This window comes from Sinorhizobium sp. B11, from assembly GCA_039725955.1.
Classification (GTDB): domain Bacteria; phylum Pseudomonadota; class Alphaproteobacteria; order Rhizobiales; family Rhizobiaceae; genus Rhizobium.
The window spans coordinates 495,427-519,496 of sequence record CP091035.1; the positions used below are offsets into that span (position 1 = coordinate 495,427).

The following is a 24,070-nucleotide window of genomic DNA, read 5'->3' on the forward strand; positions in this document are numbered from 1 at the left end:
AAATCTCGTTCAGTCGACCTAGTAGGCTTCGCCTGCTCGAAAGGTGCCATCGCAGGTGGCGCTCAGAAATGATATTAATTCGAGTGAGGTTGAACCTACTGAAACTGCGAACACACCGCCGGATTTCTTGAAAAACCGCTGGACACACTCGAGCATAGAATCGCATTGCGGAAAAACTTCCGCCTGCTGCTTCCGAATAGGGTTGAATTCGCCTTAAGCCCCCCGCTCTTGCGTAGTACGATTGCCGCATATTGGGCTGCAAATGCGGGACAGACCTTGGCAAGCCGTTGCCAGTCGGCCCCTTCACCGGTTCCAACGATGTCGCTGGTCGCATCCGGACACTTTGCGTTGTGGCTCTTCTTTATTTTACAGGTGAGATTGCCTTGGAAAACAGGGAGCATGCAGTCGCGCTTCTTGCTGGTGTAGAGATCAAACAGCTTCTTTAATTCGGGACTGGCTTTGTTGACGCCCCGGGACGTCTGGAAGAGGCCTGCCTCCGCCGGCTGGTAGCGTTCAACCGATCTATTCTGAAGTCTTTTCCGCCGTTGAACTATTCGGGTTCGCATCGCCCGGCTCGTTTCCCTCGGACTTGAAGGTCGTCATGAAACGGAGCGTCGCGAACGTGACGATCGAGAGGACGATTGCCGTTTCATATGCCCCGAGCCCGACCGCCGCTCCGATCGCACCCGTCGCCCACAGGCTTGCCGCCGTTGCGGTGCCTCGAATGCTTGCCTTGCCGACGAGAATCGCTCCGCCGCCGATGAAGCCGACGCCGTTGATTAGGCCCTCGACGATCCGAGCTGTCGCCTCCGCGTTGTCGCGGGTGACAGTTTCGGCCGCTTGGATGAAGCCGCAAGCCGCGATCGCGACCAGAGGGAACGTCCGGAGACCGGCACTACGTTCGTTGCGTTCGCGATCCCAAGCGATGGGAAGCGCGAGCAGATATGCGAAGAGAAGTGCCGCGAGATGGGGAAGAAACTGAACGTCGAATTGATACGCCGCCAACCAATTTGCCATTCCTGCGTCCTCCCCATGATGTCGTTGCAGGGAAATGGAGCACGCGCGACCTCTTGCAAGACAGCCAGATTAGCAGGACGTCTTCAAGGTCATTTGAAGGGCACCTCGGCGACGGTACGTCGCTGTTTCCGGCCCTTTGGTCTGCGACATACTGGATCGCTTCAACAAGCTCGAGATCGAGGACTGGCTTTTGATTGCCCCCCCAGTGCGCCGGGCACGTCACCGTGTAGTGCTCGACGCACGATCTTCAGTTCGTCAGGTGTCATCAACGGTCCAACTCCGGCAGATCGTTCGCCGCGCGTCACTTCATTCTCAAGTGTCTGGCGGGCAAACTAGCCGTCCCTCGCCCGCCTCCATTTCACGAGATAGCCGAAGCCCGGCGCAACTAGGATTCCGCCGATCACCCATTCGATCAGGGTCAGCGAACTTTCGTCGGGATCGTGCCCGGTCAGATAGAGAAAGACGAAGAACGCGGCGACGCCCGCGATTATCATAGCCAGTGTGACAAGCAGACCTTTGCGAGAATCCTGCATAAGTTTCCTCTTCCGGACACCGATTTCGCGGAACTAGCTAGTGGAGTCCCACGTCCTGGCAAGCCCTAGAGAACATGCGACTGAGAACGGGCCGCTCAACTAGAGGCTCCAAGCCGTCAAGTATCGACATAGCGATGGATGCAATCATTGAATGTTGTTCCCGTGGCGATCATCGATGATCATCCGTTGTTCCGGTAGGCATTTCAATCTTTTCTGCCTGTTCGAGGTAGCTTTGTTCGGCGATTTTATCGCTAGCGGCCCTGGCGAGGTTGGCAAGGTTGTAAAGCGTATTGCTATCACTTGGCCGATGCCTCAGAGCGGCACGATAAAGGTTTTCGGCAGCAGAGAAATCACCGTTCTGAACCGCACCGGGTTTGCCGGAGGCTCTAACTTCTGAGAAAGTGCAGTCGATATGAGCAAGACAACGAACAAGGTTTCACCCCCTTTGGAATGGGTCGACTGGTTCAACAACCGTGGCCTTCTGGAGCCATCGGCAACACACCGCCAGCAGAAGCCGAAGAACGATACTACGCCATGCTGGACGCACCGGCCGTGGCCGCATAACTTAAACGAAATGGCCTCCGGCAAACCCGGTGCGGTTCACGGCAACTCCAATGATAACACGGGAGATATCGGTCGTCGGTTGCGAACAGGACAATCCCGAGCGGACTCCGGTAGCTGATTTCAGTCTTGCCAAGGATCGATGACGATCACGCCGGTATCATCAAAATCCTGAATATTGCGTGTGACGACAGTTAGACCGTGAACCAGCGCGGTGGCGGCGATCAATGCATCGACCTCGTTGCGGCGGTCTGAAATATGCAAGTGGGCACAGCGCGTCGCTATCGCGTCATCGATCGGCAGAACTCGCTCGGCGAATGCAGGGTGAAGACGGCTGTCCATCCATGTTCTCAAGCGGGAACCCTGGGAGGCGTCGCGACGCTGGATGCCTAATATCCCGCGCTCGATTTCCAAGACAGTAATCGCTGAAATGAACAAATCGTCAGAATTTTGCGCACCAACCCACTTCGTCACATTGGCATCTGCTTTACCATCCCCAACTTTGCGCAGCTCGGAGACGACGTTCGTATCCAGCAGGTATTTCAAGATAAATCGACCTCGCGAGATACAATCCTTGCTCTCGGTGGATCCAATTCGATCATCGACAAACCAAGCATTGAAAGAGCCTCGACGAGATTTGGGTGCTTGCCGGTTAGTCGCTCGAAGTCGCTATATGTCATCAGCACATGCGACGGTTTGCCGCGATCTGTAATGACCACGGGCCCTTTTTGGGCGGCCTTCTTGGCCCTACTGACGTCATGGTTCAATTCTCGGCCAGACAAACGGGTGACGCTCATCGAATGTCTCCTTGTAGGTACATGCCTACATATAGAATGGCGATGACTGTGGAAGCAATAGCCAAGATAAAGTGCTCGTTGTCATGCCGGCCGATCATCGATGGAGTGGGCGACGCGATCGGCATCGATGTTCCGAAAGCATATCGGCTCCTTCAAGCGCCTTAGTGGATGGAGGGATCTGCCGGCATAGGTCGCGGATCAGGTAGTCAGTCGCCATTGGCATTAGGCCGGTGCGTCCGGAGACGAGATGGCGAGACGGCGGCAGAACCGGAGGGGCGGCGATGGACCCACGTTGAAGGACATTCGAGACGCCCTGATTTTACGAGAGTGTACGAGATCGGCTGATGCAGACCGGACGGATCTTTACCCGATGGTTTCGGCCTCCCACGATTTTGCGCGGGCGCACAGACCCATCGTCAGCGGGTAGATCAAGAACGGCTACTCCGCCGAGTTCGCGGAGAAGACGTTTTCGCAGCTCAACGACTAACCCCAGCACAGAGCTTGAACGTCGAAGCAATGGGATCCGAAACCGAAAATTTCAAGCCGTTGGCAAATGGGCCGCCTTCACCAATTCGGCCTTACGCTTTGCCGTTTCCAATCCGAGCTCGATAAACGCCCGCGCATGCTTGGCAAGCGCTGCGTTGTCCTCCCAAAGATTTCTCCAGATCGCCGTCTTCAACGAGAGATCCTTATCGACGATTGTTGTCGAGAAGGATTCGAAGGTCACGTAGTCGTCCCATCCGATGGCGATCAGGGCGTCGAAAATCGAGGCAAAGTCGATATTGCCCGTCCCAAGATAGCCACGGTGGCTTTCACCGATGTGGACATAGCCGATTTTGTCTGCGGCGTTTCGGATTGCCAAGCCGACATCCGCCTCTTCAATGTTCATATGGAAAGTATCAAGGTGAAGGAACACGTTCGAGGCGCCGGTATCCTTGATGTAAGCGAGGCCCTGCGCTGCCGTATTGAGCACGTTGCTTTCGAAGCGGTTGACGATCTCGAGGTTGAGAGTGACGCCAGCCGCTTTTGCACGATCGGCGACCTTCGAAAGCGTACTGACGCTCTTATCCCATCCTTTACGGGATAGGGCGTGTTCCTGCTTTCCATGAGACGAACTCAGAATGCCTGCAAGCTTTGTGCCGCCGAGATCGCGGACCAGCGCGACCGCGCGATCGAGGATCGCTTCGCCGTTCGCGACCACCGATCCATCCTCGCTGGAAATATCGCCTTCCGTCGGCAGCCCCATACTTACCGCGACATCCAGGCCAAGCTGTCGAATACGAGACGCCAGCCAATTTACGTCGACCTGGTTGGGGTCCAGGTACGAGAACTCGACGAGCTTGAAACCGAGTTCGTGGGATCGCTCGAGGGTTCTCTCCAGTTCGTCTTTGGTAGATCCTGCGCTCCAGACAAACGAGTGGACACCGATTTTGGACATGAAACGTATTCCTGGTTGATTTCGGGTCGCAGCCCGCCATGCTCGAAAGCTTGGCGGGCTACTCGGGAGGAGACCTTAGCGAGCTGCGGTCCAGCCCTTGTAGTCCTTGACGTTGTCAGCCGTGATCAGCTTCGGGTCGAGGAGTACAGTGTTTTCCGCCGGCTTCTTGCCGTTGAGGACGTCGACAGCCATCTTAAGTGCGTCGCCGGCCATCACATAGGGGTCCTGCGAAGCGGAGGCCTTGATCATCGAGTTGCCGCTGGCTAGCGACTTTTCGATATCCGGGGCACCGTCGACTGCGGTGATGAAGAACTCGCTGCGGTTCAGCTGCTTGGCGGCAAGCTCGGCACCGATGCCCGTCGGGTCGTTGATCGCGAAGACGGCGTCGATTTTGTCGAACCGCGTCAGAAGACCCTGCATGACCGACAAACCGCCGTCGCGCGAACCCTGACCGTTCTGATCGTCGGAGAGGATCTTGATGTCAGGGCTCTTCGTCAGGACGTTCTTGCAACCCTGGACACGGTCAAGGATCGAGGACGATGCGGGGCCGTTGATAATGACGACGCCGCCTTTGCCCTTGAGCTGATCGACAATGTACTGGCAGGCCTCTTCGCCGGCCTTGATGTTGTTCGTCATGACCGTGACGTCAGCACCCGGTGCGGAGACGTCGAAGGCAGCGACGATTACGCCAGCCGCCTGCGCCTTCTTGACGGCGGGGGCGATCGCCTTGGCGTCGACCGCGTTCAGCATGATGATGTCAACGCCAGCTGCGATGAAGCTGTCGATCTGCGAAACCTGCTTGTTGAGGTCGTAGTCGGCCGAAACCGAGGTGACCTGAACGTTCGGATTGATTTCCTTGGCGCGGTCCTCGATGCCCTTGATGGTAGCCACGAAGAACGGATTGCCAAGCAGGCCGACGGAAATGCCGATCTTCTGAAGGTCCTTGGCAGCTGCCGGCATTGCGATGGCTGCGGCCAGTGCGGTCGCTGCGAGCAGTTTCGAAATCATGCGCATATTCTTCCTCCTTATGGCGCTTCCTGCGCCCCGTTATCCGGCAACCCCGGTTCCTCCAGCCACACGTCAGGTGCGGCTAAGCCCTTTGAGCCTGTAGCGGTCGAGCGCTACGGCCACGATGATGACAAGCCCTTTGATGATGTACTGCCAGATGTCGGAGACACCGACGAGGATGAGACCGTTCGACAGCACGGCGATGATGAGAGCCCCGATCAGCGTCCCCCAGATCGATCCCACGCCTCCCACGAAGCTGGTTCCACCGAGAATGACGGCGGCGATCGCATCGAGTTCATAGGATTGGCCGAGTTGAAGGCCGTTCGCCGCATACAGGCGTGCTGCGGACATGGCACCGCCAAGCCCCGAAAGCAGGCCGGACATCGAATAGACAAACAGCAGCACAAGCGGGACTTTGATACCTGTCAGGCGCGCGGCCTCCACGTTTCCGCCGACAGCATAGATCCAGGTGCCCAACACGGTGCGCTTGAGGATGAACCATGAGATCAGGATCGTCGCCAGTGCGATGATGGCAAGCCATGGCACGCCGAAGAAGCTGCCGTTTCCGATGAAGTCGAATGGCAGATCCGGATTGAATACCGTGGTGTCGTTACCGAGCAGTCGGGCAATACCGCGCATCGCGGTCAGCGACCCGAGGGTTACGATGAAGGGCGGGAGCTTGAGTGCCGAAATGATCGTTCCGTTGACGAAGCCGCAAGCGAGACCTACCCCGATGGCAGCCGGAATTCCCAGCATCCCGACGTCGGGCCAAAGAGACACGATGACACCGACCATCGCCGACGCGGCGAGGATCGAACCGACCGAGAGATCGATACCGCCGGTCAGAATAACGAACGTCATACCGGCGGCCAGAACCGTGTTGATCGAGGCCTGCTGCATGACGATCGACAGATTGTTCACGCTGAGAAAGCGACCACTTAGCAAATGGAACCCGATCGCCAGGATCACGAGCACCGGAAGCATGCCGAGCGCCGTTAGAGTCGATCTGAATTTCGCCTTTGCGGCGTTGCCCTGGTCCGTGGATGTCGCGGTCATATTCTTATCCCGTCGTCTTTGATTTCCGACCTCAAGCGACTTTCGACGCCGATCCGGTGGAGAACGCCATGATGGCTTCCTGGCTTATTGGTTGGTCCGGCGTCGCCAGGACCTCGCCCGCTATGCGGCCTTCGCGCATCACGAGGACGCGGTCTGCGATTCCGATGATCTCGGGCAGATCGCTTGAGATCACGACGATCGCGATCCCCGTTTGCGCAAGCTCGTCGATAATCCGGTAGATTTCGGACTTCGCACCAACATCGACGCCGCGTGTCGGTTCGTCGAAGATGATGACCCGAGGCTTGGTTTCGAGCAGGCGCGCGATCAGCGCCTTTTGCTGGTTGCCGCCGGACAGAGCTCCGACATTGATGCCGTCGCTTGACGTGCGAATGGACAACGACTTGATGGCCCTTGCCGCACGTTCCTTCGCCGCGGCGAAGTTCAGAATGCCGCCTTTGCCGGCATCCTTGCCGATCACACCGATGTTGATGTTCTCGTTGATCGTCATATCCAGGAAGAGGCCGAGGCCTTTCCGGTCTTCCGTCAGGTATGCGATCCCGGCGTCCATCGCATCGCGCGGGCTGCCAATGACAATGTCCTTGCTGTCGAGCAGAACCCGTCCGGATGTTTTCGGATCGGCACCGAAGATGAGCCGTGCAAGTTCTGTCCGTCCGGACCCGACTAGCCCGGCTATGCCGAGCACTTCGCCTGCCCTTGCGTCGAAGGAGCATCCGTGAACCCGACGGCCATCTCCGATGTCATGCACGGAGAGCACCGTTTCAGCGGCGCTTTGCGGTGCTCGGTGTTCCTTCTTGTAGAAAGAGGAAAGATCGCGACCTACCATCATCGAAACCAGTTTTTCGGCGGACAGATCGGACCGATCGAGGGTACCCACATAAGCGCTATCGCGGAGAACGCTGACCCGATCTGCGAGGGCATAGATCTCCTCCATCCGATGGCTGATGTAGATAATGGCAATACCCTGCGCCTTGAGCCCCGCGATCACCTCAAAGAGCCGCTCCGTCTCTCTGGACGTGAGCGAAGTCGTCGGCTCGTCCATGACGATGATCTTGGCGTTCGTGGTCAGGGCCCGCGCGATTTCCACCATCTGGCGTTCACCCAGCGAGAGCGACGCTACGAGCTGCGAGGGGCCGAAGGAAATGCCAAGCTGTTTGAGGATCGGCTCGGCCCGTGTGCGCGCAGCTGCCTTATCCAGGACGCCATACCTGGCAGGTTCGGCGGCAAGGAACATGTTTTGTGCGACGGTCAGATTGGGCGCGAGCGAGAGCTCCTGATAAATGACGGAAACGCCATTCGCCTTCGCCTTTATCGGGTCTCCCGCAACGATGGGCTTTCCGTCGACGAGAATGGTGCCGCCCGGGTCAGCGGTGTACGCGCCGGAGAGCACCTTCATTAGCGTCGATTTGCCAGCACCGTTCTCGCCCATCAACGCGTGGACTTCACCGGGATAGACGGTAAGCGACACGTTTGTAAGCGCTTTAGTGCTCGCGAATGTTTTGCTGATATTGCGCATCTCCAGAACGGGTGCGCGGTTGTCGCCTGCCGTGTTCATGCCTGTAACTCTTTCCTCGGGCGTACGAGTTCCGGTTCGCCGTTGTCGATCAACGCCCGCCATGCATCGCGGTATGCTACGAGGCCGAAAACCTGCAACGAAGCCGTCTCATTCGTTTCATTCGCAAAGGGCTTCTCACCCAAAGTGTCGAAAACCAACGCGGCGGCTCCAAACGCACTGCCTTCGGCGGTCGCGCTGGTGAATATCGGCTGCGAAGGGCGCAACTGAGCAAGAAGCTCAGCGAACAGTCCCGTCTTAACGAGCCCGCCATCGATGACGATCGCGTTCTCGGACTGGATGAGATCCAATGAAAGATTGGTCATCAGAACGACATACAGAAGTGCAACAGCGGCCCTCTCCTCGCCGTTCGCCTCAGGCCCCACAAAGCGGCTTTCGAACCCCTGCATCGGGCCGCCGGGCGCAAAAGAGGGCAATGCGAATACCCGCTTCGCGATCACTCTCGAGACTGCCTCAAGGCTGATGGGCTTGTTCCAGCCGTCACTTGCGATGTCATATTCCCGGCCGCCCATGAACCGTATGGTCGGAGCCGGCTTCCCGTCGACGGTGACGTTTGCGAGCATGTCACGGTGTTCATCCAGCGCTTCCAGGGGGCATGCCGAATTGAAAATCACGACCCATGTGCCAGTCGACACGAGCGTAAAGTCCTGGAACCCGAGCGTTCGGTAGTAATAGAGCGCGGAATTACTGTCGTGGACACCATTGTGGACAACGACCGGAACCGCGTGTTCAGGCCCGATCTCCCAATTGCCCAAAGCAGCACCCGCCCGTTCGAACGCTGGCATCTTTTCGCGCCAGTCTCGGCTGTCAACCAGACTGCTGAAATCATCACGCAGCGGTGCCCAAAGGTGAGAGTGGCAGCCGATGTAGGAAACCTCAGACACTTTCCGGCCGGAAAATTTCCATGACCAAAACTGCGGGTATGAAAGGATGGCGTCGGCGCGGCTTACCGCCTCTGGCTTGATAGCATCCAGCCAGAGGATGTGCCGTCCGTAATTGAAACCCAATGGGAGCTTCGGCGAATAGGTCTCGCTGAAGGCTGGCACCAAAATGTCGATGCTGTCCGCAACCGACTGAGGCGGGTCCTGTTCGTAATCGAGTACGGGATGCACCAACTCTTCATCCTGAACGAGTGCAAAGGTGCACCCGTGTCCCGAGAACATGACGTGGCCAACGGAATGCTCTTCAGTGGCCTGTTTCAAGGCTGACGTCATCCAAGCGAAGAGCGCGACGTCATCAAGAACACGCAAGCCATCGTATTCGATCCAACTGGGCTTTGTCCTGGCCTCCGAAAGCAGGGAACCGTCTGAACCGAAGACGAAAAGCTTCGAATTCGTCTTACCGAGATCGAAAACTGCGACCACGTTCGATGGCACCATCATTGGCCTCCTACCGTAGCGATCAGTATCGTAATACCGGCATCCTCGAGCATCTTCGCTCCGGGATCCGAAAGACCGTCGTCAATCACGATCGTCCCGATGCGAGACAGCGGAAGAACGACGTTGCGCGGCTGGATTGAGAGCTTCCGGCTGTCCGCCAACAGGACAATCTCGTCCGCGCAGTTGCTCAGTTCGCCAATAGCTTTGGTCAACAAGGGATGGGATTCGAGAAGTCCCTCGGAACTGATGCCTTGCGTTCCCAGGAAGAACCGCGACGCGAAGAAGTCGGGCGCTCCTGCGGAAGCGTCGTGGATGATGCCGGGCTCCCGATAAAGCACCCCGCCCGCCAACGTCAGATGACAGGTACCGTGCTCACCGACATAGGCCCCCAATGGCATCGAGTTCGTATAAAGGCGAACATTTCGCCGAGCCAGTTGAATGCCGAGCTGATAGCACGTCGACCCCGCATGAACGATCACGGAGTCCCCGTCTCGCACCAGGCCCGCGGCTTTTTCAGCGATGGCACGCTTTGCGTCTACGGCAATATCGCGGTTCTCGTCGTAAGGCCGAGCCGAGAGGCGTGCTGAGGTCGCAGATTCGTTCGCCGAAATGCCGCCATACACCTTGCGTGCTACACCGATCTCATCGAGCTTGTCGATGTCACGGCGGATCGTTGCCGGGGAAACACCGAGCAGCTTCTGCAGATCACGGACGGAGGCGAACGGCTTCTCACGAAGCGTCTCGGTGATCAAACGCTGGCGATCGGAATCATTCAAAGCAAGCCTCCACTGACGCTTCTCCCTCAGCATCGATGATGAACTATAATCACACGTCCTTCCTTACCGCAATACGGACGATGCATATTCTTCATCATTGACGACATTCAATCACGTAAATAGGATTACGCCAAAGTTTGCTCACGGGACTGGTTGGTTCTGAAGCAAGGGTCAGCGCCGCAGGAGGAAGAAGACATGACCGAACCGGACCTGAGGAATACTGATGATTTCCAAGACTTCCTCCGGCTTTCCAGCCGGATCGGAAGCGATATCCTCAAGACACAGGGCGCTGGCGGTAATACGTCGATCAAGAGAGACGGCGTCATGTGGGTGAAGGCATCGGGCACCTGGCTTTCCAAAGCCAATGCTCAAGACATCATGGTTCCGGTAGTTGTGGAACCGTTGGTTGCCGCTCTTCGGGAAGGTGATCCTCGCGCGGAGAAGTCCACCGACTTCGTGGTTTCGAAACTGAACTCCAGCGGACTGCGACCATCGATCGAAACCAGTTTTCACGCAGCTCTCAAAAGTCCGGTGGTTGCGCACTACCACTGCGTAAATGCAATCGCACTTGCCGTCCTGGAAGACCGCGAGGCACTGCTTGCCGCACGCATGAATGGCCTGCCCGACATCAAGTGGGTAACAATACCCTACAGGCGACCAGGCACTCCTCTTGCGAAGGAGATCGATAAGGCTGCCGCGTCAAATCCGGACGTGTTGATCCTCTTCAATCACGGCATTATCGTTTGCGGTGATACCGTCGAGGAAGTGGAAAGTCGCATTGAGCGAATCAGCTCTGCGCTGTCCAGCGAGCCACGCGAAACCAACACACCCGATATCGACGCCCTCTCGGCGATTGCGAAGGGTTCCGGCTTTCACGTTGCTCGAGACGTCGATAGCCACGCGGTCGCGATATCGGAAGCCAATAGGGAGATCGCGCTCGGCGGCTCCCTATACCCGGATCACGTAATATTCCTCGGAACGGAAATTGGTGTCCTTCCCCAAGGGCAAAGCGCGGCGGATTTCGAGGCGGCTCTGCACAATGAGGGCCGTGACGTGTCTAAGATGTTGCTCGTCCCCGGCAAAGGGATACTGCTGTCCAGCACGCTGACGGCGGGCGGGGAAGTAATGGCACGCTGCCTGGCGGAAGTGGTCGGCCGGGTACCGATGAGGAAGAAGGTCGAATATCTGTCACAGGGCGATGAATACGAACTTACCCATTGGGAGGCCGAGCAATATCGCCAAGCGCTCGATAGAGGATCGGTGAGGCAGTCCGCGTGAACAGGCAAGTTGGCCCAGCCGTCGCCCTCGGCATCGATATCGGCACGTCCGGTGCTCGCGCAGCAGCTGTCGACCGCGCCGGAAATGCCGTCGCTTTCGCGGCCGCGCCGTTCAGGTCGCCGGACGAACTGCGACAACCGGCCTCTTGGTGGAACAGGGCCAAGGAAGCAGTCGAAGGGCTCTCGGAAAAAGCGGACCTAGGCTCGATCGAGGGCATAGCCGTCGACGGAACAAGCGGGACCGTACTTTCGCTGGATAGCTCAAATGAGCCGACAGGCTCAGTCTTAATGTACAACGACCCCTGTCCCGATCAGGCGGTTGTCGAACGCATTGCAGACAAGGCTCCGATGGGCAGCGCGGCGGTGGGAGCAAATTCGGGCCTCGCAAGAGCAATACATCTGTCTCATGCGAAAGGTGCCGCCGCCATCGTACACCAAGCTGACTGGATATCGATGAAACTCGGCTGCCCAGCGCGTTTCAGTGACGAAAACAATGCGCTGAAAACAGGCTTTGACCTGGAGATTGAGAGTTGGCCAGATTGGATCGAAGCGGCAGGAATGGATACGACCAAGCTGCCTATCGTACACCGAGCAGGTAAGAGAACCGCTCCGATCGAAGGCTATGTACGCGAACTCGGACTACCGCAGACCGCCTGGTTTCATGCGGGCACGACCGACGGCTGCGCCTCATTTCTCGCGACCGGCGCATCGATTACTGGCGACGCCGTGACAGCGCTCGGCTCCACTATCGTGTTGAAACTAGCATCGGATGCTCCGATCAACGCACCGCAATACGGCATATACTCGCATCGTGTCGGAGGTTTCTGGCTAGTTGGAGGGGCGTCGAACAGCGGCGGAAATGTCGTGCGCGCCCTGATTGGAGATGACCGGCTGGATGACCTCACGCAGATGATTGATCCGGCCCGAAAACTCGGGCTGGACTTCTACCCCCTTCTCCGTCCGGGAGAGCGTTTCCCCATCAACGATCCTCACTATGCTCCGCGACTAACGCCGAGGCCGGCCGACGACAGTGTGTTTTTCCACGCTATTCTCGAAGGGATGACGGAAATCGAAAGGCTGGGTTACCAGCGGTTACACGAACTGGGATCGCCAGCATTGAAAAGCCTCAGAACGGTCGGTGGCGGAGCACGAAACCTGGCCTGGAGCAAAATGAGAGCCCTTGCGATGGGCGTGGAGATGATAGCGGCGAAGTCGATCGAGGCTGCAGTCGGAACAGCTGCGCTTGTGATATCCGAACTGGACAATGCCCATGTCTAAGCCGCAACCCACTGACTTGGCTCAGTTGAAGCACGCCTATGACGTTTTCTTCATCGATCAGTTCGGCGTCCTCAGAGACGATACCGGCCCCTACGAAGGCGCGGCTGATGCTCTGGCAATTCTGGCATCGTCGGGCAAGACAATCGTCATCCTTTCCAACTCCGGAAGAAGTGGCGAGTACAATTCCGAGCGGCTCATCAAGCTCGGCTTTGCAGCGAACAGCTTTGACTTCTTCGTCACCTCGGGGGATGTCGCGTTCGAGATTCTATCGCGGCCGGAAAACGTGATTGCCAAGGGCTCCCGTTGTCTGACGATCTCCAGCGGCGGCGACAGCAACCTCGCGGATCGGCTTGGGCTGCGATCAGTGGAAACCGGATCGGCGGCCGAGATCGTTATCGTCTCAGGTAGCGAAGCCGAACAGATCTCGATGGAACACTACCAAGTCCTGTTACGCCCTGCCGCTCAAAATGGCATCCCGTGCTACTGTACGAACCCTGATATACACAAATTGCACAACGGTGCCCTTGCGCCGGGTGCCGGTAGCATCGCCAAGCTCTACGAGACGATGGGAGGATCAGTTATCTGGCTTGGGAAACCCTATCCCGATATTTATGAGCACGCATTGAGGCTTGCAGGCGTGACAGAGACGCGGCGCGTTGTCTGCATTGGGGACAGCATCGAACACGATATCTTGGGCGCAAAATCAGTCGGCCTGGACTCGGTACTTGTGCGGACAGGGATCTTAGCCGACGCGACCGATGAGCAACTTCAAGAAATCTGCAATATGGTCGGCGCTGATCCAACATACACGATGATACGCTTTGGCGCTTGAACTCAACCTGAAGGTCATATGGGCGTGACTGCCGCGCGACAGCCGGCCGCTTATGCGCGCGGTCGATGATGAAATCTGGCCTTGGGCTTGCGGGTGATGGCCTCGTCGAACCAGACGACCAACTGATTTGTCCGTATGGGGGTGCCTAAAGTCAGGCATACGGACAAACCAGCGGATAGCGGTAAATTAGTACATGTGGCCTCAACTCCAACCCCCAAATATTAGCGGGGTCAGTCTTGCGGGATTCAGGAGTTAACGAGCGCGCGTCTCTGCCCGGGACACGAGAATTTAGGCTTTTCGTTAGCCTCACTTGAATACCAAGCTTGCCTAAGCGCCCCAACCGCATCTCGAGCCTTAGTTGGCACACGGCGTTAAGTTTCTCTTGGTCATTGTTCCCTTAACGACAGATGTGCATTTAAGCTGACGCCTGGGAGCGCGGCCTCAGAGACAATCGAAAAAGTGGCGATCCCGGCTTCGCGCGCGGCTCGGAGAAGAGCCTGGCGCAATCCTTCTGCACTGATTTCGCCGGTTGTTGCGTCAACCTGAGGTAATGAGCGTCCTTCGAGTGTCGGCATTGATCTGACAGCCTCCGAGATGCAAGCACTAAAGCGATCTCAGTAAGAGATCACTTATCGACTCAGCCGCTGCAAAACAGCTGAACCTGCCGTCGCGGAGGTCCTTTACGTTCGCATCAGTCAAGGCTCTATCCTCCGCCGGTCGACGCCAGTCCAATTCCTGCTGCGTAACCATCTCGCTAGCCGGGGCGTTGACGGAAGCCTTCAGGTCACGGGTTGCTTCTCGGACCAGGCCGCCCAGCATGGCCGCAAATGGATCGGTATAGACCCGATGGGCAAATGTTGTTGCTCATGTCGTCGGACATCCTCTGCTTTGCCCTGTCCTTTCAATGCCATTTCGACTGGACGACGCCGGCATGTGAATAATGGAGAGCCGCCCTGACGCCGTTTGGAACATTGGTGTTGCTTGTCGGTTGATCGGTCGGATCGCGCGGCTAGTCTATCAACCCAGACTCTGCTGCCCAGCAGGCGTCGTGTGATCCACTTCCTGTTGGTTCCGATAACTTACCCCCGCTTGGGCGGGCTACCGTGCTTCCTTCTGGGAACCCGGAAGAGATCCGAGTTCCGCGTCTTCCGACATTTCGTCAACACCGGATGGTGACAACCTCATTCTTGCTTCGAAAACCGACATCGCCAACGGCTTTCCCTATACTGACGCCGTTGTCCGACTTGAAGACTGTATGCCGGAAACAACACGATAGAACTCGTCACACGGGCGCCCCACGGCGATTAGGACGCCTTGAGTATCCTGAAGCCCTCGATTTCCTTTACCAGGGGCAAGTGTGACCAGCGGTCGTTATCGTGCATCATGATCAATCGGGACATGTCGCCTGCAATCTCCTCGTTGATGCGATCCATGGTTTCCAACTGCTTCCAGATGCTACCGATACCATTGTTGAGCGGTGCGAAAACGCCGTCGTGATTGTTGCCGGTGAGGTTGAGCTTCGAATATATGCAATCGCCCGCTGCCAGCAATCGTCCGCGGGCGGTTTCAACGATCACGAACTGCTGGCCGAGCGTATGCCCCTCGCCGAGGCGGACATGAATGCCAGGCAGGATGTTGTCCTTGTCACCATCGACCAGCACCAAACGGTGTTCGACGGCCGCGTCGAAAGCCGAGCGCATGTTGTCGGGGTTTATGATAGCCGTTAGAAATCCGTACTGTGGCGGCAAGGCCATCGCTTCGTTCCAGGAGAGCCATTCGCGCTTCTGGATGAAGATCCGTGCCTTGGTAAAGGCTGAGATCGAACCCATGTGGTCGAAATGGGCGTGGCTGAGCACGATATCGGTGATATCGCCTGCTTTGACACCAAGCTCTTCAAGCATGCGCACAGGCGAGATCCAGTCGGGAATGCCGAACTTCTTTGAAAACTCTGCACCGCTCCCTTCGTTGAGAAAGCCGGTGTCGATCAGAACGTTCTTGTCACCGTTCTGAGCCAAGACAAAGCCAAAAGGAAGGTCAAGAACTGTCGATGGCGGGGCACCGTTGACGAGGTCGATCAGCGGCTGGTCTTTTGACCGTGCGAATTCGATGACGTGGACGTCCCAAAGATCGGACATCGTAAACTCCTAACGTTGCGAAAGAATGCGGCCGAGGCTTGATAGACCGACCGCAATGATCAGGATGGCGCCCTGAAAGATGTATTGCGAATAGGTCGGCGCGCCGAAGATGTTCAGCCCGTTGAAACCGAAGGCTATGATCAATGCCCCTATGAACGTTCCGAACACATGAAATTCTCCGTCGCGCAACGTCGCCGAGCCAAGGAAGACCGCCGCAAAGGCCGTCAGCAGATAGGGATCTGCTGCACTCGTCGTGCCGCTCCCGAGGCGCGAGGCCAAGAGAATGCCGGTCAAGGCCGCGCACATGCCGGAAATGACGAAGCCTAAAATCTTGACGCGGTCGACATTGATGCCGGCGAGCCTGGCCGCGGACGGGTTGCCGCCGACGGCCTGGATTTCCTGGCCGAGTGCCGTTCGCTCCACGAGAATCCAGAGGGCGCCGAGCACGACGACCATGATGACGATGTTATTCGGGATGCCGAACAGAAAACGTCCGAGTGATACCTGCAGAAATGCCTCAGGCACGCCGGCGGTGATGGGAACACCTGCCGAGTAGGCAAAGGACAGGCCTGTCAGGATGGTGCCGACACCGAGCGTTGCAATAACCGAGTTGACCTTGACCTTGGTGACGATAAGCCCGTTGACGAGGCCGATCAGGCCGCCGAGCAGGATGACGATCAGGATCGCCACGCCGATCGGCAGTTTGCTGGAGACGATCAACCCTGTTACCAGCACGCCGTGCAGTGAAGCGGCAAAACCGATGGAGAGATCGAGTTCGCCAACGATTACCGCAAGCGTCAGGCCACCGGCGATGATCATCGCGAGCGATGTCTGGTTCAGCACATTGGTGAAATTATAGATCGTCGGAAAGGCGCGCGGCGACAGGATCGAAAAGGCAACGATCATCGCCAGCAGGCCGATAATCGTGGCATAACGGGCAAAAGCGCCGAGCGCTTGTTTTGCGCCTGGAGAAAGACTGCGGGTCGAAACGGCCAGATCGCTCATGTCAGTTCCTTTCATTGCCGTCGAAAGCATAACTGGCTTCGACGAGTGCATTGCGGGTGATGCCGGCGCCGGTCAGTTCCCGCACAATGCGGCCTTCCGCCATGACGAGAACGCGGTCGCAGAGGTCGGGCAATTCATCGGGCTCCGAGGACACGACGATGACCGCCATGCCGCGCGCGGCCAATTCCCGGATCAGCCGGTGTATATCTGCCCGGGCACCGATATCGACGCCCCTGGTCGGCTCGTCGAGAATGAGGATTTTCGGCAAGCGCAAAAGCCACCGGCCAATCACCACCTTCTGCTGGTTGCCGCCGGAGAGCAGGCCGACCGGCGTCTCGATCGACTGCGCCTTGATCGAGAGGTCGCGGACGGTTTGCGACGAAAGATCTGCGCGGCGACGATAATCGATCAACGGCAGCGCTGGATTGCGGATGATATTGGTGAGATTGGAGAGCTGCAGATTGAAGGCGACGCTCTTTGTCAGGAGCAGCCCATCGGCGCGACGCTCTTCCGGCACCAGCCCGAGCCCCGCCTTAACCGCCTGTGCAGGTGTCTTCGGCAGAAAGGACTGGCCGTCCAGCGTCATCTGCCCCGCATCGGCGCGATCGGCGCCATAAATCAGCCGGATCAACTCCGTGCGCCCGGCGCCGACAAGGCCGCCTATGCCAAGCACTTCGCCGCGATGCAGTTCAAAGGAAACATCCTTCACCTTCGGCAGCCGGCTCAGCCCCGATACCGAAAGCATCGCTTCCTTCCGCACATAATGTTTTTCGTGGCTGAGATTTTCGACCACGCCGCCGACAATCGCTTCGACAAGAGCGGCGCGCGTGAGGTTCGGTCTGTCGATGACAGTCACGAAATTGCCGTCGCGGAAGACGGTGACAGCGGCACACAGCCTTAGGATCTCGTCGAGCCTGTGTGAGACATAAAGGATCGAAACACCCGTATCCCGCAAGTCCTCAATGATCTTGAAGAGCTTTTCGCTTTCTGCGGCCGAAAGCGATGCGGTTGGCTCATCCATGACGATCAGCCGCGCTTTGCGCATCAGCGCCCGGCAGATATTGATCAGCCAGTTTTCCGCCGTCGAGAGGTCCTTCACCTTGGCGTTCAGTGGAGCAACTATGCCGACACGTCGGGCGACCGGCTCGACATCGCGCGCAATCGCTGTCCAGTCGACAATCCCGAACCTAGTCTTTTTCGGCAGGCCCAGCATGATGTTTTCCAGGACGGTCATTCCGGGAATGAAAGCGAGCTCCTGATGGATGAAATTCATGCCGAGATCAGTCGCGACCGCCGGGCTGGCGACGGCGACCGGGTTGCCGTCGATCAACACCTCCCCAGCATCGGCATAGGTGAGACCGGCAAGAACCTTGATCAGCGTCGATTTTCCGGCGCCATTTGCACCGACGAGGCCGTGGATTTCTCCGGCACGGAGCGTCAGCGACACGCCCCTTAACGCCTGGACGCCGCCATAGGTTTTCCGGACATCACGGGCAACAAGAAACGGAGGCGTTAAAGACGCCTCCTTTTCCGGGTTGGACGCAAGCATTGCTTCTCTTCCGATCCTGTCCGAAGCCGGCCTACTGGACCGCATCGGGATGTTGTTTGAGGAAGTCCGCCACAGTATCCTTGGTGATCAGCACTGCCGGCACCTCGACAGCCTGCGGCTTCCAGTCCGCGCCGGCCGTTTTGATGTCCGCCAGCAGCTTAATCATATTGTAGCCTTCGGTGTAACTGTCCTCCCATGCGGTCGCGGTCATGTGACCGTTCCTGATATTTTCGATCGCCTGCGCGTTGCCGTTAACGCCATAGACCATCACGTCATCGCGCCCCTGAGAGCGAAGCGAGCCGATTGCGCCGATTGCCGGATCGTCCCAGCAACCCCAGATCGCCAGCTTTCCTTCTCCCGGAGGATGAGAAGCAAGCCACGCATTGGCATATTGGGCGCCATCCTCGATATAGCCGGGGATGCGCACCTCGTTCTTCGTCACCTTGATGTCCGGGTGGCTTTCCAGCATCTTGTCCATCAGCGTTTCGCGGTTTCGGCAGACCTCGCCGGTGCGGTAGGTGAGTGCTAGAAGTTCGCCCTTGCCGCCCATATCGTCGATCATCTTCTGGATGACCGGCTCGGCAATCGGCGCGCCGGAACCGTTGGTCGCCGCCACGCTCAACCCGAGCCCGCCGCCCCATGTGACGACCGGGATATTAGCCTGCTTGGCCGCATCAAGGCCGGCTCCGATCGAAGATGCAGGAAAGACGAGATCGGCGATCGCAAAGGCACCTCGCTGCACAAAATTCTGGATGGCCGCATTTGCCTGGTCGGCGCTGCCCGCAGCATCGACGACGGAGACTTCATACCCGAGCTCTGCGGCAGCCTTCTTGGCGCCATTGATATAGCGGACATTATTTGCCTCGGTTGCCGCAATCGAAACGAGACCAACCAGCGGCTTGTCGGCCGCATGCACTGGCACAGCCGCGAGCGTTGCAGCCGCGAGCACAATACCCAAAGAAACGAAGTTCATAGCTTTCCTCCCAATCCCACCGCCGATGTTCAGCAAACGTCAGCTAACCGTTTCGCTAACATTCTTGATTTCTCGTGAATCCGCAAGTATTTTTGCCGAATATCTGGACAAATTTACGGATTTGCCGCAAGCATTCCAGCGAAACGATTAGCTGGATTGGTCCCGACCGCGAATGGCAACGATAAGAGATGTGGCAAACCGTGCACAAGTATCGACGGCGACCGTATCGGCAGTCGTCAATGAATCTGCCTATGTCAGCCCTGAACTGCGCGCGCGGGTCAACGCTGCGATCAACGAGCTCAATTATGCTCCGTTACAGGCGGCCCGCAGTCTCAAGCGCGGACGCAGTCAGTTGCTCGCGCTGGTCGTTGCCGATCTCGCCAATCCGTTTTTTGCGCGGCTTGTCTGGGCTGCAGAGGCGGCGGTGGCCGCCTGGGGTTACTCGCTTGTCCTGTTCAACAGCGACGAGAAACCGGAAAACGAGCGGCGCATCCTCGCGCGGATCCGTGCGCTTTCCTGCGACGGGATCATCCTCGTGCCGGTCGACGTCGTCTCGACACAGCCGCAGCGCGATAGCGAAGGTGAAGCGATCCCGACTGTCCTGTTTGGCCGCACCGTCGAGGGCCAGAATACTGACACGATCACCATCGATAACGTCTCTGCCGCCCGACAGGTCACCAATTACCTGATGGATCTCGGGCATACGCGCATAGGCACCATTACCGGTCCCCTGCATCTGACAACAGGCCGTGGCCGTCTTGATGGCATGCTGGAGGCCATGCGCGCACGCGGGCTGACACCGGCGCCAAACCATATCCGTGCCGGCGAATTTCGGGAGGATACCGCCTATTCCGTCGCTCGCGAACTGCTGACGCAGCCCGAGCCCCCGACTGCGATATATGTCGCCAACGGTGTCATGGCGCTCGGTGTCATGAGAGCGCTCGCCGATCTTGGCCTGAAATGCCCCGATGATATTTCGATCGCGTCTACGGACACTATTCCCGGCATTGGAGGGCTGCGGCCTCGCCTGACGCGTACAGAGCATCCGGTTATCGATATGACCAACGAGGCGTTGCGTCTGTTGGTAGATCGTATCAGTCGCGGGGCCGGCGCCGACGCGCGCAATGTCGTCTTCCAGCCCTCGCTCGTTGTGGGCGAGAGTTGCGCGCCACTCAAGAGCCGCTGAAGTGAAGTGGCAGCTTTAGGAATTCGATTACGAGTTGGCCGCCGTTAAGGATAGCCATCGGTTTCAGCCGGAAGCCTGCCGGCAACCCGACAGATGCACTAGAGTTCAAGTCGATTTTTGTGAGGGAACGAAGTGCGGATGGGCGCGTCAGCGAGCGGACCAGCGTTGTCATCACCACCAACCTCAGCTTTAGCGAATGGGCAACCCTCGTCGGGAGACGATGACTGCTCGACGTCGGACCACCACAATCGGTGTCAACGTTCCGATGCTTTCTCGCGGATCTTGGCTCCTTCCACCTATCTAGGTGTTTTCCGAACGAAGGCTCAGCTTGCGTGACGCATCCTCTGTGCTACTAGGTGTAGGCCGGACGCTCGGGGGGCGCTGTTGTCGATGCGGAATTTGGCAATCAAGCTCAGCAGTTCCTCAGCATCTGCGGCAAGTGCTTCGGCTGACGCCGTGGTGGCCGTGGCCAGATTCCGGGAACCTCTGCACGACCTGTCCTTAAGGATTACGGGCGGTTGCGTGCAGCTCAATGACGACTTCAGGACAATGCAACCTTAGGGGAACCGCACTCACCTGATCGACGGCCTTTGGATGGTTCGGGCGCGCTTTTTCAAACGGCGACTGCGTTCCATCAATGAGCGGATCACAACGTGCGAATTTATCGGTCGAGTTGACGGGCGCCTTCTGCGGAACGCCCAATAACAGCCCGACATATGAGACGAATGGCGCCGTCTGAGCAACGGCGCCGGCGCGTTTTTAGGGCTGCGCCTTCACTGGCAGCCGGAATGGAACGCCTAGCCGGTTAAACGCATTCATAGCCGCGATTGTGATTGTAAGATCTACCAAATCTTTGGGCTCGAAGACTGCCGAAGCAGCAGCATAGGCTTGCTCAGAAGCATGGGTCTCGCTGACGAGCGTCACCTCCTCGGCCCAGGCCAGCGCCGCGCGGTACTGTTCGGGGAAAAGGTGCGGCACCTCTTCCCATACCGGGACCAGAGTGACTTTGTCGGCGGCCATCGTCTTAAGTAGATCGCGGGTATGCAAATCGATACAATGTGCGCAGCCATTAATCTGCGATACGCGCAGGAACACGAGATGGATAAGTTCCTCAGTCAGGTTCGTGTTGTGTGTAATGTAGTGATGGACGCCGAACAGCGCCTTGGCTCCAGCCGGTGCTATCTCGTACCAGTTGAGGCGCGTGGTCTCATTCATGATGATCTCCTTGAATTTGCGCCAACAGCCGGCGCAGTTCGGTTGACGACGTGGCAGTTGGAGGCGTGACATCGCGACCTCGTTTTATTTTTAGAAGGTGCCATGTCACACTCGCATGAACTCCCTCGTCGATGAGGCAGACGTCCGAGTGCGAGGTAAGAGGCATGAGTCAGCATGGCAGGAACAAGACGGAGTGCGCCCGTAGCATCCGTAAAGTTGGGAGGGGTACCGAAGCGGGTGCCGATGTGATGCTTGGTGATCGAAGGACTGCGGAATTTGCTTTGGAGCGCAAGCGCATGCTGCGCCTGAGTTACCGGATGCTAGGGTCAATTACCGAGGCGGAAGATGTCGTGCAGGACGCCTGGTTGCGTTGGGCCGGCAACAAAGACCAAGTCCGCATTCGGCCGCCTATCTCACCCGCATCGTCACCCGACTGTGCCTTGATCGGATGAAGTCGGCGCGTGCGCGCCGCGAGATCTATGTCGGCCCATGGCTGCCAGAGCCGCTGGTTGAGCCGGTCGATATGTACGAAGCCCATACTGACGATGTTACTGTTACGCTGATGTTAGCGTTAGAGCGACTTTCGCCCTTGGAACGGGCAGCGTTTCTGCTCCACGAAGTGTTTGACATGGCGCTGACCGAGGTTGCGGTCGTGCTCGATCGTGAAGCGGCCACCGTCCGGCAACTTGCGTCTCGCGCACGCAAGCATGTCCAGACTGCACGACCACGATACAGCGTCGGGGCCGCAGATGCCGATAGAATTGCTCGAGCCTTTTTCGCTGCAGCGCGTGACGGCGATGTCACCGCGCTTTCGGCGCTGCTTGCGAGCGATGTGGAAACGCATATCGATGGCGGCGGCAAAGTGCTGGCGTTCCGCAAAATCGTTCGCGGCCTGGAGAATGCACTGCGGATCTTTGTTTCCGCTCAGCGGAAGGCCGTGACGCCGCCCACCTTGCTGCGAACTGCAATTATTGACGGCTTGGCAGGTTATGTGAGCCTTGATCCGAATGGTGTGTTGCAAACAACGGCGCTGGGCATCCGCGAGAGTAAGATCTTCGCGATCTGTATCGTCAAAAACCCCGAAAAGCTCACCCATATTGATGTTTAGGACTTCCATTGCGTGCCGCGGCTCGTGCAACCTGGCGCGGTATGGGTAAACAGCTGAGGCTAGTGTACGTCCCTGCCCCGACGATACCGCAGGCCCAGGGACTCATTCGTGTTCATGTCCAATATCAGCACGGCCAGTTTCCTTGCTGGATTTCTTCGCAAGCGGTCGAGAAAAATCTTCTCTGCAAAATGTTCGTTTTGTAACTAATCGAAATCAGGGAGTGCGAGGTGGCTCTTGAACCTACTCGAACCGCAGACGCGCGATTGATAAAGCCGGGCACCAGCGACAATTCCGATAGGCCTCAAGGCCGCCGTAACAGCATTGATTTGAAATGTTGTCGAAACAGATCCTTGAAATCGGCGAAATTGTCAAAACCAGCCAGCCTGGCCACCCGGCACACCGTAGTCGGTCCCACGCGGCATTCTGCGGCAATCGACAGGGTCGTCCCGAAGGCGACAACTTCTGGCCTTTTCAAAACCAAGCGGGCCACCCGCTCTGATTGAGGGGTGAACACGATCATCTTTGCGGCGATGAGGTTCTTCAGATCGTGCAAGTCCGTTGGCCTGCTGTTTGGTGTTTGACATTTCATAATGCACCCATCGGAAAACGGTGTTCGACACCCAACTGTGACAGACGGAGACTATTGAGCCGCGTCGATCATCCTGATCCACCCGGCAGCCCGGCGCGCTGCGTCGGCGAGAACCGGCTTCGGCGCCTTGTAATATTCGTCGGCAGGCAATTCGCGTCTTAGCCGAACGAAGCTGATCGCGTCGTCCAAGGTCGGAAACTCGTCCGGCAATGTCAGATGCAGGAAAAGCGAAACCACGGCGACGGAACGGGAGCGCCCGCCTCGGCAATTGATCAGGATGCTTCCCCGTTCGCGCATCGGGTATGATGGCTTGTCTGGAAGGATCTGCTCAAGTGCTGCCCGCAGGATATAGTGCGCGGCAACCATCTGCGTCTCCGGATTTCCGGCGCCGTCTATCAGCCCGACCTTGTAGTAGCGGATCTCGCCGGGTCCATAGATGCTGCCCTCGTGATCAGTGACGATCTTGGGCTGCTGCACGAAATTGAAATCGAGATTGACGGCGCAGTTGACGACCGTCGTAATGCCGCTTTTGCGAAGAAGCGCAAGATCACTCGCTCCCTCCTTGCCCGAAATGAACAGATCGACCCCATAAAGAGGATGCGCTTCGTAGATCAGGCTAAGTTTGGGGAGAAGCCGATCTTCCTGTCCGATCACAGGTTCAGGTTTTGTCATGTTAGGTCTCCGAAGAGGCTCCGCGCCTGCCGGCCACGGACCACAATAATCACGCAGGCGGGCAATAAACCCCGCCGATGGTTCGTCCAGTGAGC

At 57.7% G+C, this 24,070-nt stretch carries 22 protein-coding genes and 1 pseudogene; 6 read left to right on the forward strand and 17 right to left on the reverse strand.

The window, feature by feature from the left end:
• Positions 1-522: 522 nt before the first annotated feature.
• Both LVY75_35605 and LVY75_35610 read right to left on the reverse strand, forming a co-directional pair.
• Positions 523-1,017 (reverse strand): MgtC/SapB family protein, encoded by a 495-nt coding sequence (locus LVY75_35605; GenBank protein XAZ26095.1) that lies wholly within the window; start codon positions 1,015-1,017, stop codon positions 523-525.
• A 332-nt stretch (positions 1,018-1,349) separates the two neighbouring features.
• Complete coding sequence (locus LVY75_35610) at positions 1,350-1,550, reverse strand: hypothetical protein (protein XAZ26096.1); 201 nt, start codon at positions 1,548-1,550, stop codon at positions 1,350-1,352.
• 175 nt (positions 1,551-1,725) lie between these two features.
• Here LVY75_35610 and LVY75_35615 point away from each other — a divergent pair, with 175 nt between their 5' ends.
• Positions 1,726-1,947, forward strand: a complete 222-nt coding sequence (locus tag LVY75_35615; protein ID XAZ26097.1) for a hypothetical protein — start codon at positions 1,726-1,728, stop codon at positions 1,945-1,947.
• 287 nt (positions 1,948-2,234) lie between these two features.
• On the opposite strand, the gene LVY75_35620 is transcribed toward LVY75_35615, so the two are convergent.
• The 8 genes from LVY75_35620 to LVY75_35655 form a co-directional block, all read right to left on the reverse strand.
• The gene (locus tag LVY75_35620; GenBank protein XAZ26098.1) at positions 2,235-2,657 is read right to left on the reverse strand and encodes a type II toxin-antitoxin system VapC family toxin; all 423 of its coding nucleotides are present in this window, start codon (positions 2,655-2,657) and stop codon (positions 2,235-2,237) included.
• The gene (locus LVY75_35625; GenBank protein XAZ26099.1) at positions 2,654-2,908 is read right to left on the reverse strand and encodes a type II toxin-antitoxin system Phd/YefM family antitoxin; all 255 of its coding nucleotides are present in this window, start codon (positions 2,906-2,908) and stop codon (positions 2,654-2,656) included. The genes LVY75_35620 and LVY75_35625 overlap by 4 nt, the downstream gene beginning before the upstream one ends.
• Before the next feature lie 538 nt (positions 2,909-3,446).
• A complete protein-coding gene (locus tag LVY75_35630; GenBank protein XAZ26100.1) occupies positions 3,447-4,346 on the reverse strand; it encodes a sugar phosphate isomerase/epimerase in 900 nt (299 codons plus the stop codon).
• Positions 4,347-4,421: 75 nt separating this feature from the next.
• Positions 4,422-5,360, reverse strand: a complete 939-nt coding sequence (locus LVY75_35635) for an ABC transporter substrate-binding protein (GenBank protein ID XAZ26101.1) — start codon at positions 5,358-5,360, stop codon at positions 4,422-4,424.
• 66 nt (positions 5,361-5,426) lie between these two features.
• Positions 5,427-6,410 carry a ribose ABC transporter permease gene (locus LVY75_35640; protein ID XAZ26102.1) on the reverse strand — a complete coding sequence of 328 codons (984 nt, stop codon included), beginning with the start codon at positions 6,408-6,410 and terminating at the stop codon, positions 5,427-5,429.
• Positions 6,411-6,441: 31 nt separating this feature from the next.
• Entirely contained in the window at positions 6,442-7,983 is a 1,542-nt protein-coding gene (locus tag LVY75_35645; GenBank protein ID XAZ26103.1) for a sugar ABC transporter ATP-binding protein, read from the reverse strand.
• Positions 7,980-9,380 (reverse strand): carbohydrate kinase, encoded by a 1,401-nt coding sequence (locus LVY75_35650; GenBank protein XAZ26400.1) that lies wholly within the window; start codon positions 9,378-9,380, stop codon positions 7,980-7,982. The genes LVY75_35645 and LVY75_35650 overlap by 4 nt, the downstream gene beginning before the upstream one ends.
• On the reverse strand, positions 9,380-10,156 hold the full coding sequence (locus tag LVY75_35655) for a DeoR/GlpR family DNA-binding transcription regulator (GenBank protein ID XAZ26104.1): 777 nt from the start codon (positions 10,154-10,156) through the stop codon (positions 9,380-9,382). The genes LVY75_35650 and LVY75_35655 overlap by 1 nt, the downstream gene beginning before the upstream one ends.
• Before the next feature lie 195 nt (positions 10,157-10,351).
• Between LVY75_35655 and LVY75_35660 the strand changes: the two genes are divergently transcribed.
• The 3 genes from LVY75_35660 to LVY75_35670 are packed head-to-tail and all read left to right on the forward strand — an operon-like array spanning position 10,352 to position 13,543.
• On the forward strand, positions 10,352-11,434 hold the full coding sequence (locus tag LVY75_35660) for a class II aldolase/adducin family protein (protein XAZ26105.1): 1,083 nt from the start codon (positions 10,352-10,354) through the stop codon (positions 11,432-11,434).
• The gene (locus tag LVY75_35665; protein XAZ26106.1) at positions 11,431-12,711 is read left to right on the forward strand and encodes an FGGY-family carbohydrate kinase; all 1,281 of its coding nucleotides are present in this window, start codon (positions 11,431-11,433) and stop codon (positions 12,709-12,711) included. The genes LVY75_35660 and LVY75_35665 overlap by 4 nt, the downstream gene beginning before the upstream one ends.
• On the forward strand, positions 12,704-13,543 hold the full coding sequence (locus LVY75_35670; GenBank protein XAZ26107.1) for a TIGR01459 family HAD-type hydrolase: 840 nt from the start codon (positions 12,704-12,706) through the stop codon (positions 13,541-13,543). Before LVY75_35665 ends, LVY75_35670 begins: the two co-directional genes overlap by 8 nt.
• A gap of 1,304 nt (positions 13,544-14,847) precedes the next feature.
• Here LVY75_35670 and LVY75_35675 read toward each other — a convergent pair.
• Genes LVY75_35675 through LVY75_35690 form a run of 4 tightly spaced genes read right to left on the reverse strand, consistent with a single transcriptional unit; the run spans position 14,848 to position 19,205 of the window.
• Complete coding sequence (locus tag LVY75_35675; GenBank protein XAZ26108.1) at positions 14,848-15,678, reverse strand: N-acyl homoserine lactonase family protein; 831 nt, start codon at positions 15,676-15,678, stop codon at positions 14,848-14,850.
• A 9-nt stretch (positions 15,679-15,687) separates the two neighbouring features.
• Positions 15,688-16,683, reverse strand: coding sequence for an ABC transporter permease (locus LVY75_35680; protein ID XAZ26109.1), 996 nt, complete (start codon positions 16,681-16,683; stop codon positions 15,688-15,690).
• Position 16,684: 1 nt separating this feature from the next.
• Positions 16,685-18,232 (reverse strand): sugar ABC transporter ATP-binding protein, encoded by a 1,548-nt coding sequence (locus tag LVY75_35685; protein XAZ26110.1) that lies wholly within the window; start codon positions 18,230-18,232, stop codon positions 16,685-16,687.
• Between the two features lie 31 nt (positions 18,233-18,263).
• Positions 18,264-19,205, reverse strand: coding sequence for a sugar ABC transporter substrate-binding protein (locus LVY75_35690; GenBank protein XAZ26111.1), 942 nt, complete (start codon positions 19,203-19,205; stop codon positions 18,264-18,266).
• Between the two features lie 172 nt (positions 19,206-19,377).
• On the opposite strand from LVY75_35690, the gene LVY75_35695 reads away from it, so the two are divergent.
• Positions 19,378-20,391 (forward strand): LacI family transcriptional regulator, encoded by a 1,014-nt coding sequence (locus LVY75_35695; protein ID XAZ26112.1) that lies wholly within the window; start codon positions 19,378-19,380, stop codon positions 20,389-20,391.
• A 759-nt stretch (positions 20,392-21,150) separates the two neighbouring features.
• Here LVY75_35695 and LVY75_35700 read toward each other — a convergent pair.
• Positions 21,151-21,606, reverse strand: a complete 456-nt coding sequence (locus LVY75_35700) for a carboxymuconolactone decarboxylase family protein (protein XAZ26113.1) — start codon at positions 21,604-21,606, stop codon at positions 21,151-21,153.
• Positions 21,607-21,854: 248 nt separating this feature from the next.
• On the opposite strand from LVY75_35700, the pseudogene sigJ reads away from it, so the two are divergent.
• Positions 21,855-22,714 (forward strand): annotated as a pseudogene (gene sigJ, locus LVY75_35705) (RNA polymerase sigma factor SigJ).
• A 301-nt stretch (positions 22,715-23,015) separates the two neighbouring features.
• Here the strand turns inward: sigJ and LVY75_35710 are convergent.
• Complete coding sequence (locus LVY75_35710; GenBank protein ID XAZ26114.1) at positions 23,016-23,267, reverse strand: MurR/RpiR family transcriptional regulator; 252 nt, start codon at positions 23,265-23,267, stop codon at positions 23,016-23,018.
• Between the two features lie 87 nt (positions 23,268-23,354).
• Positions 23,355-23,975 carry a dual specificity protein phosphatase family protein gene (locus LVY75_35715; protein XAZ26115.1) on the reverse strand — a complete coding sequence of 207 codons (621 nt, stop codon included), beginning with the start codon at positions 23,973-23,975 and terminating at the stop codon, positions 23,355-23,357.
• Positions 23,976-24,070: the final 95 nt, after the last annotated feature.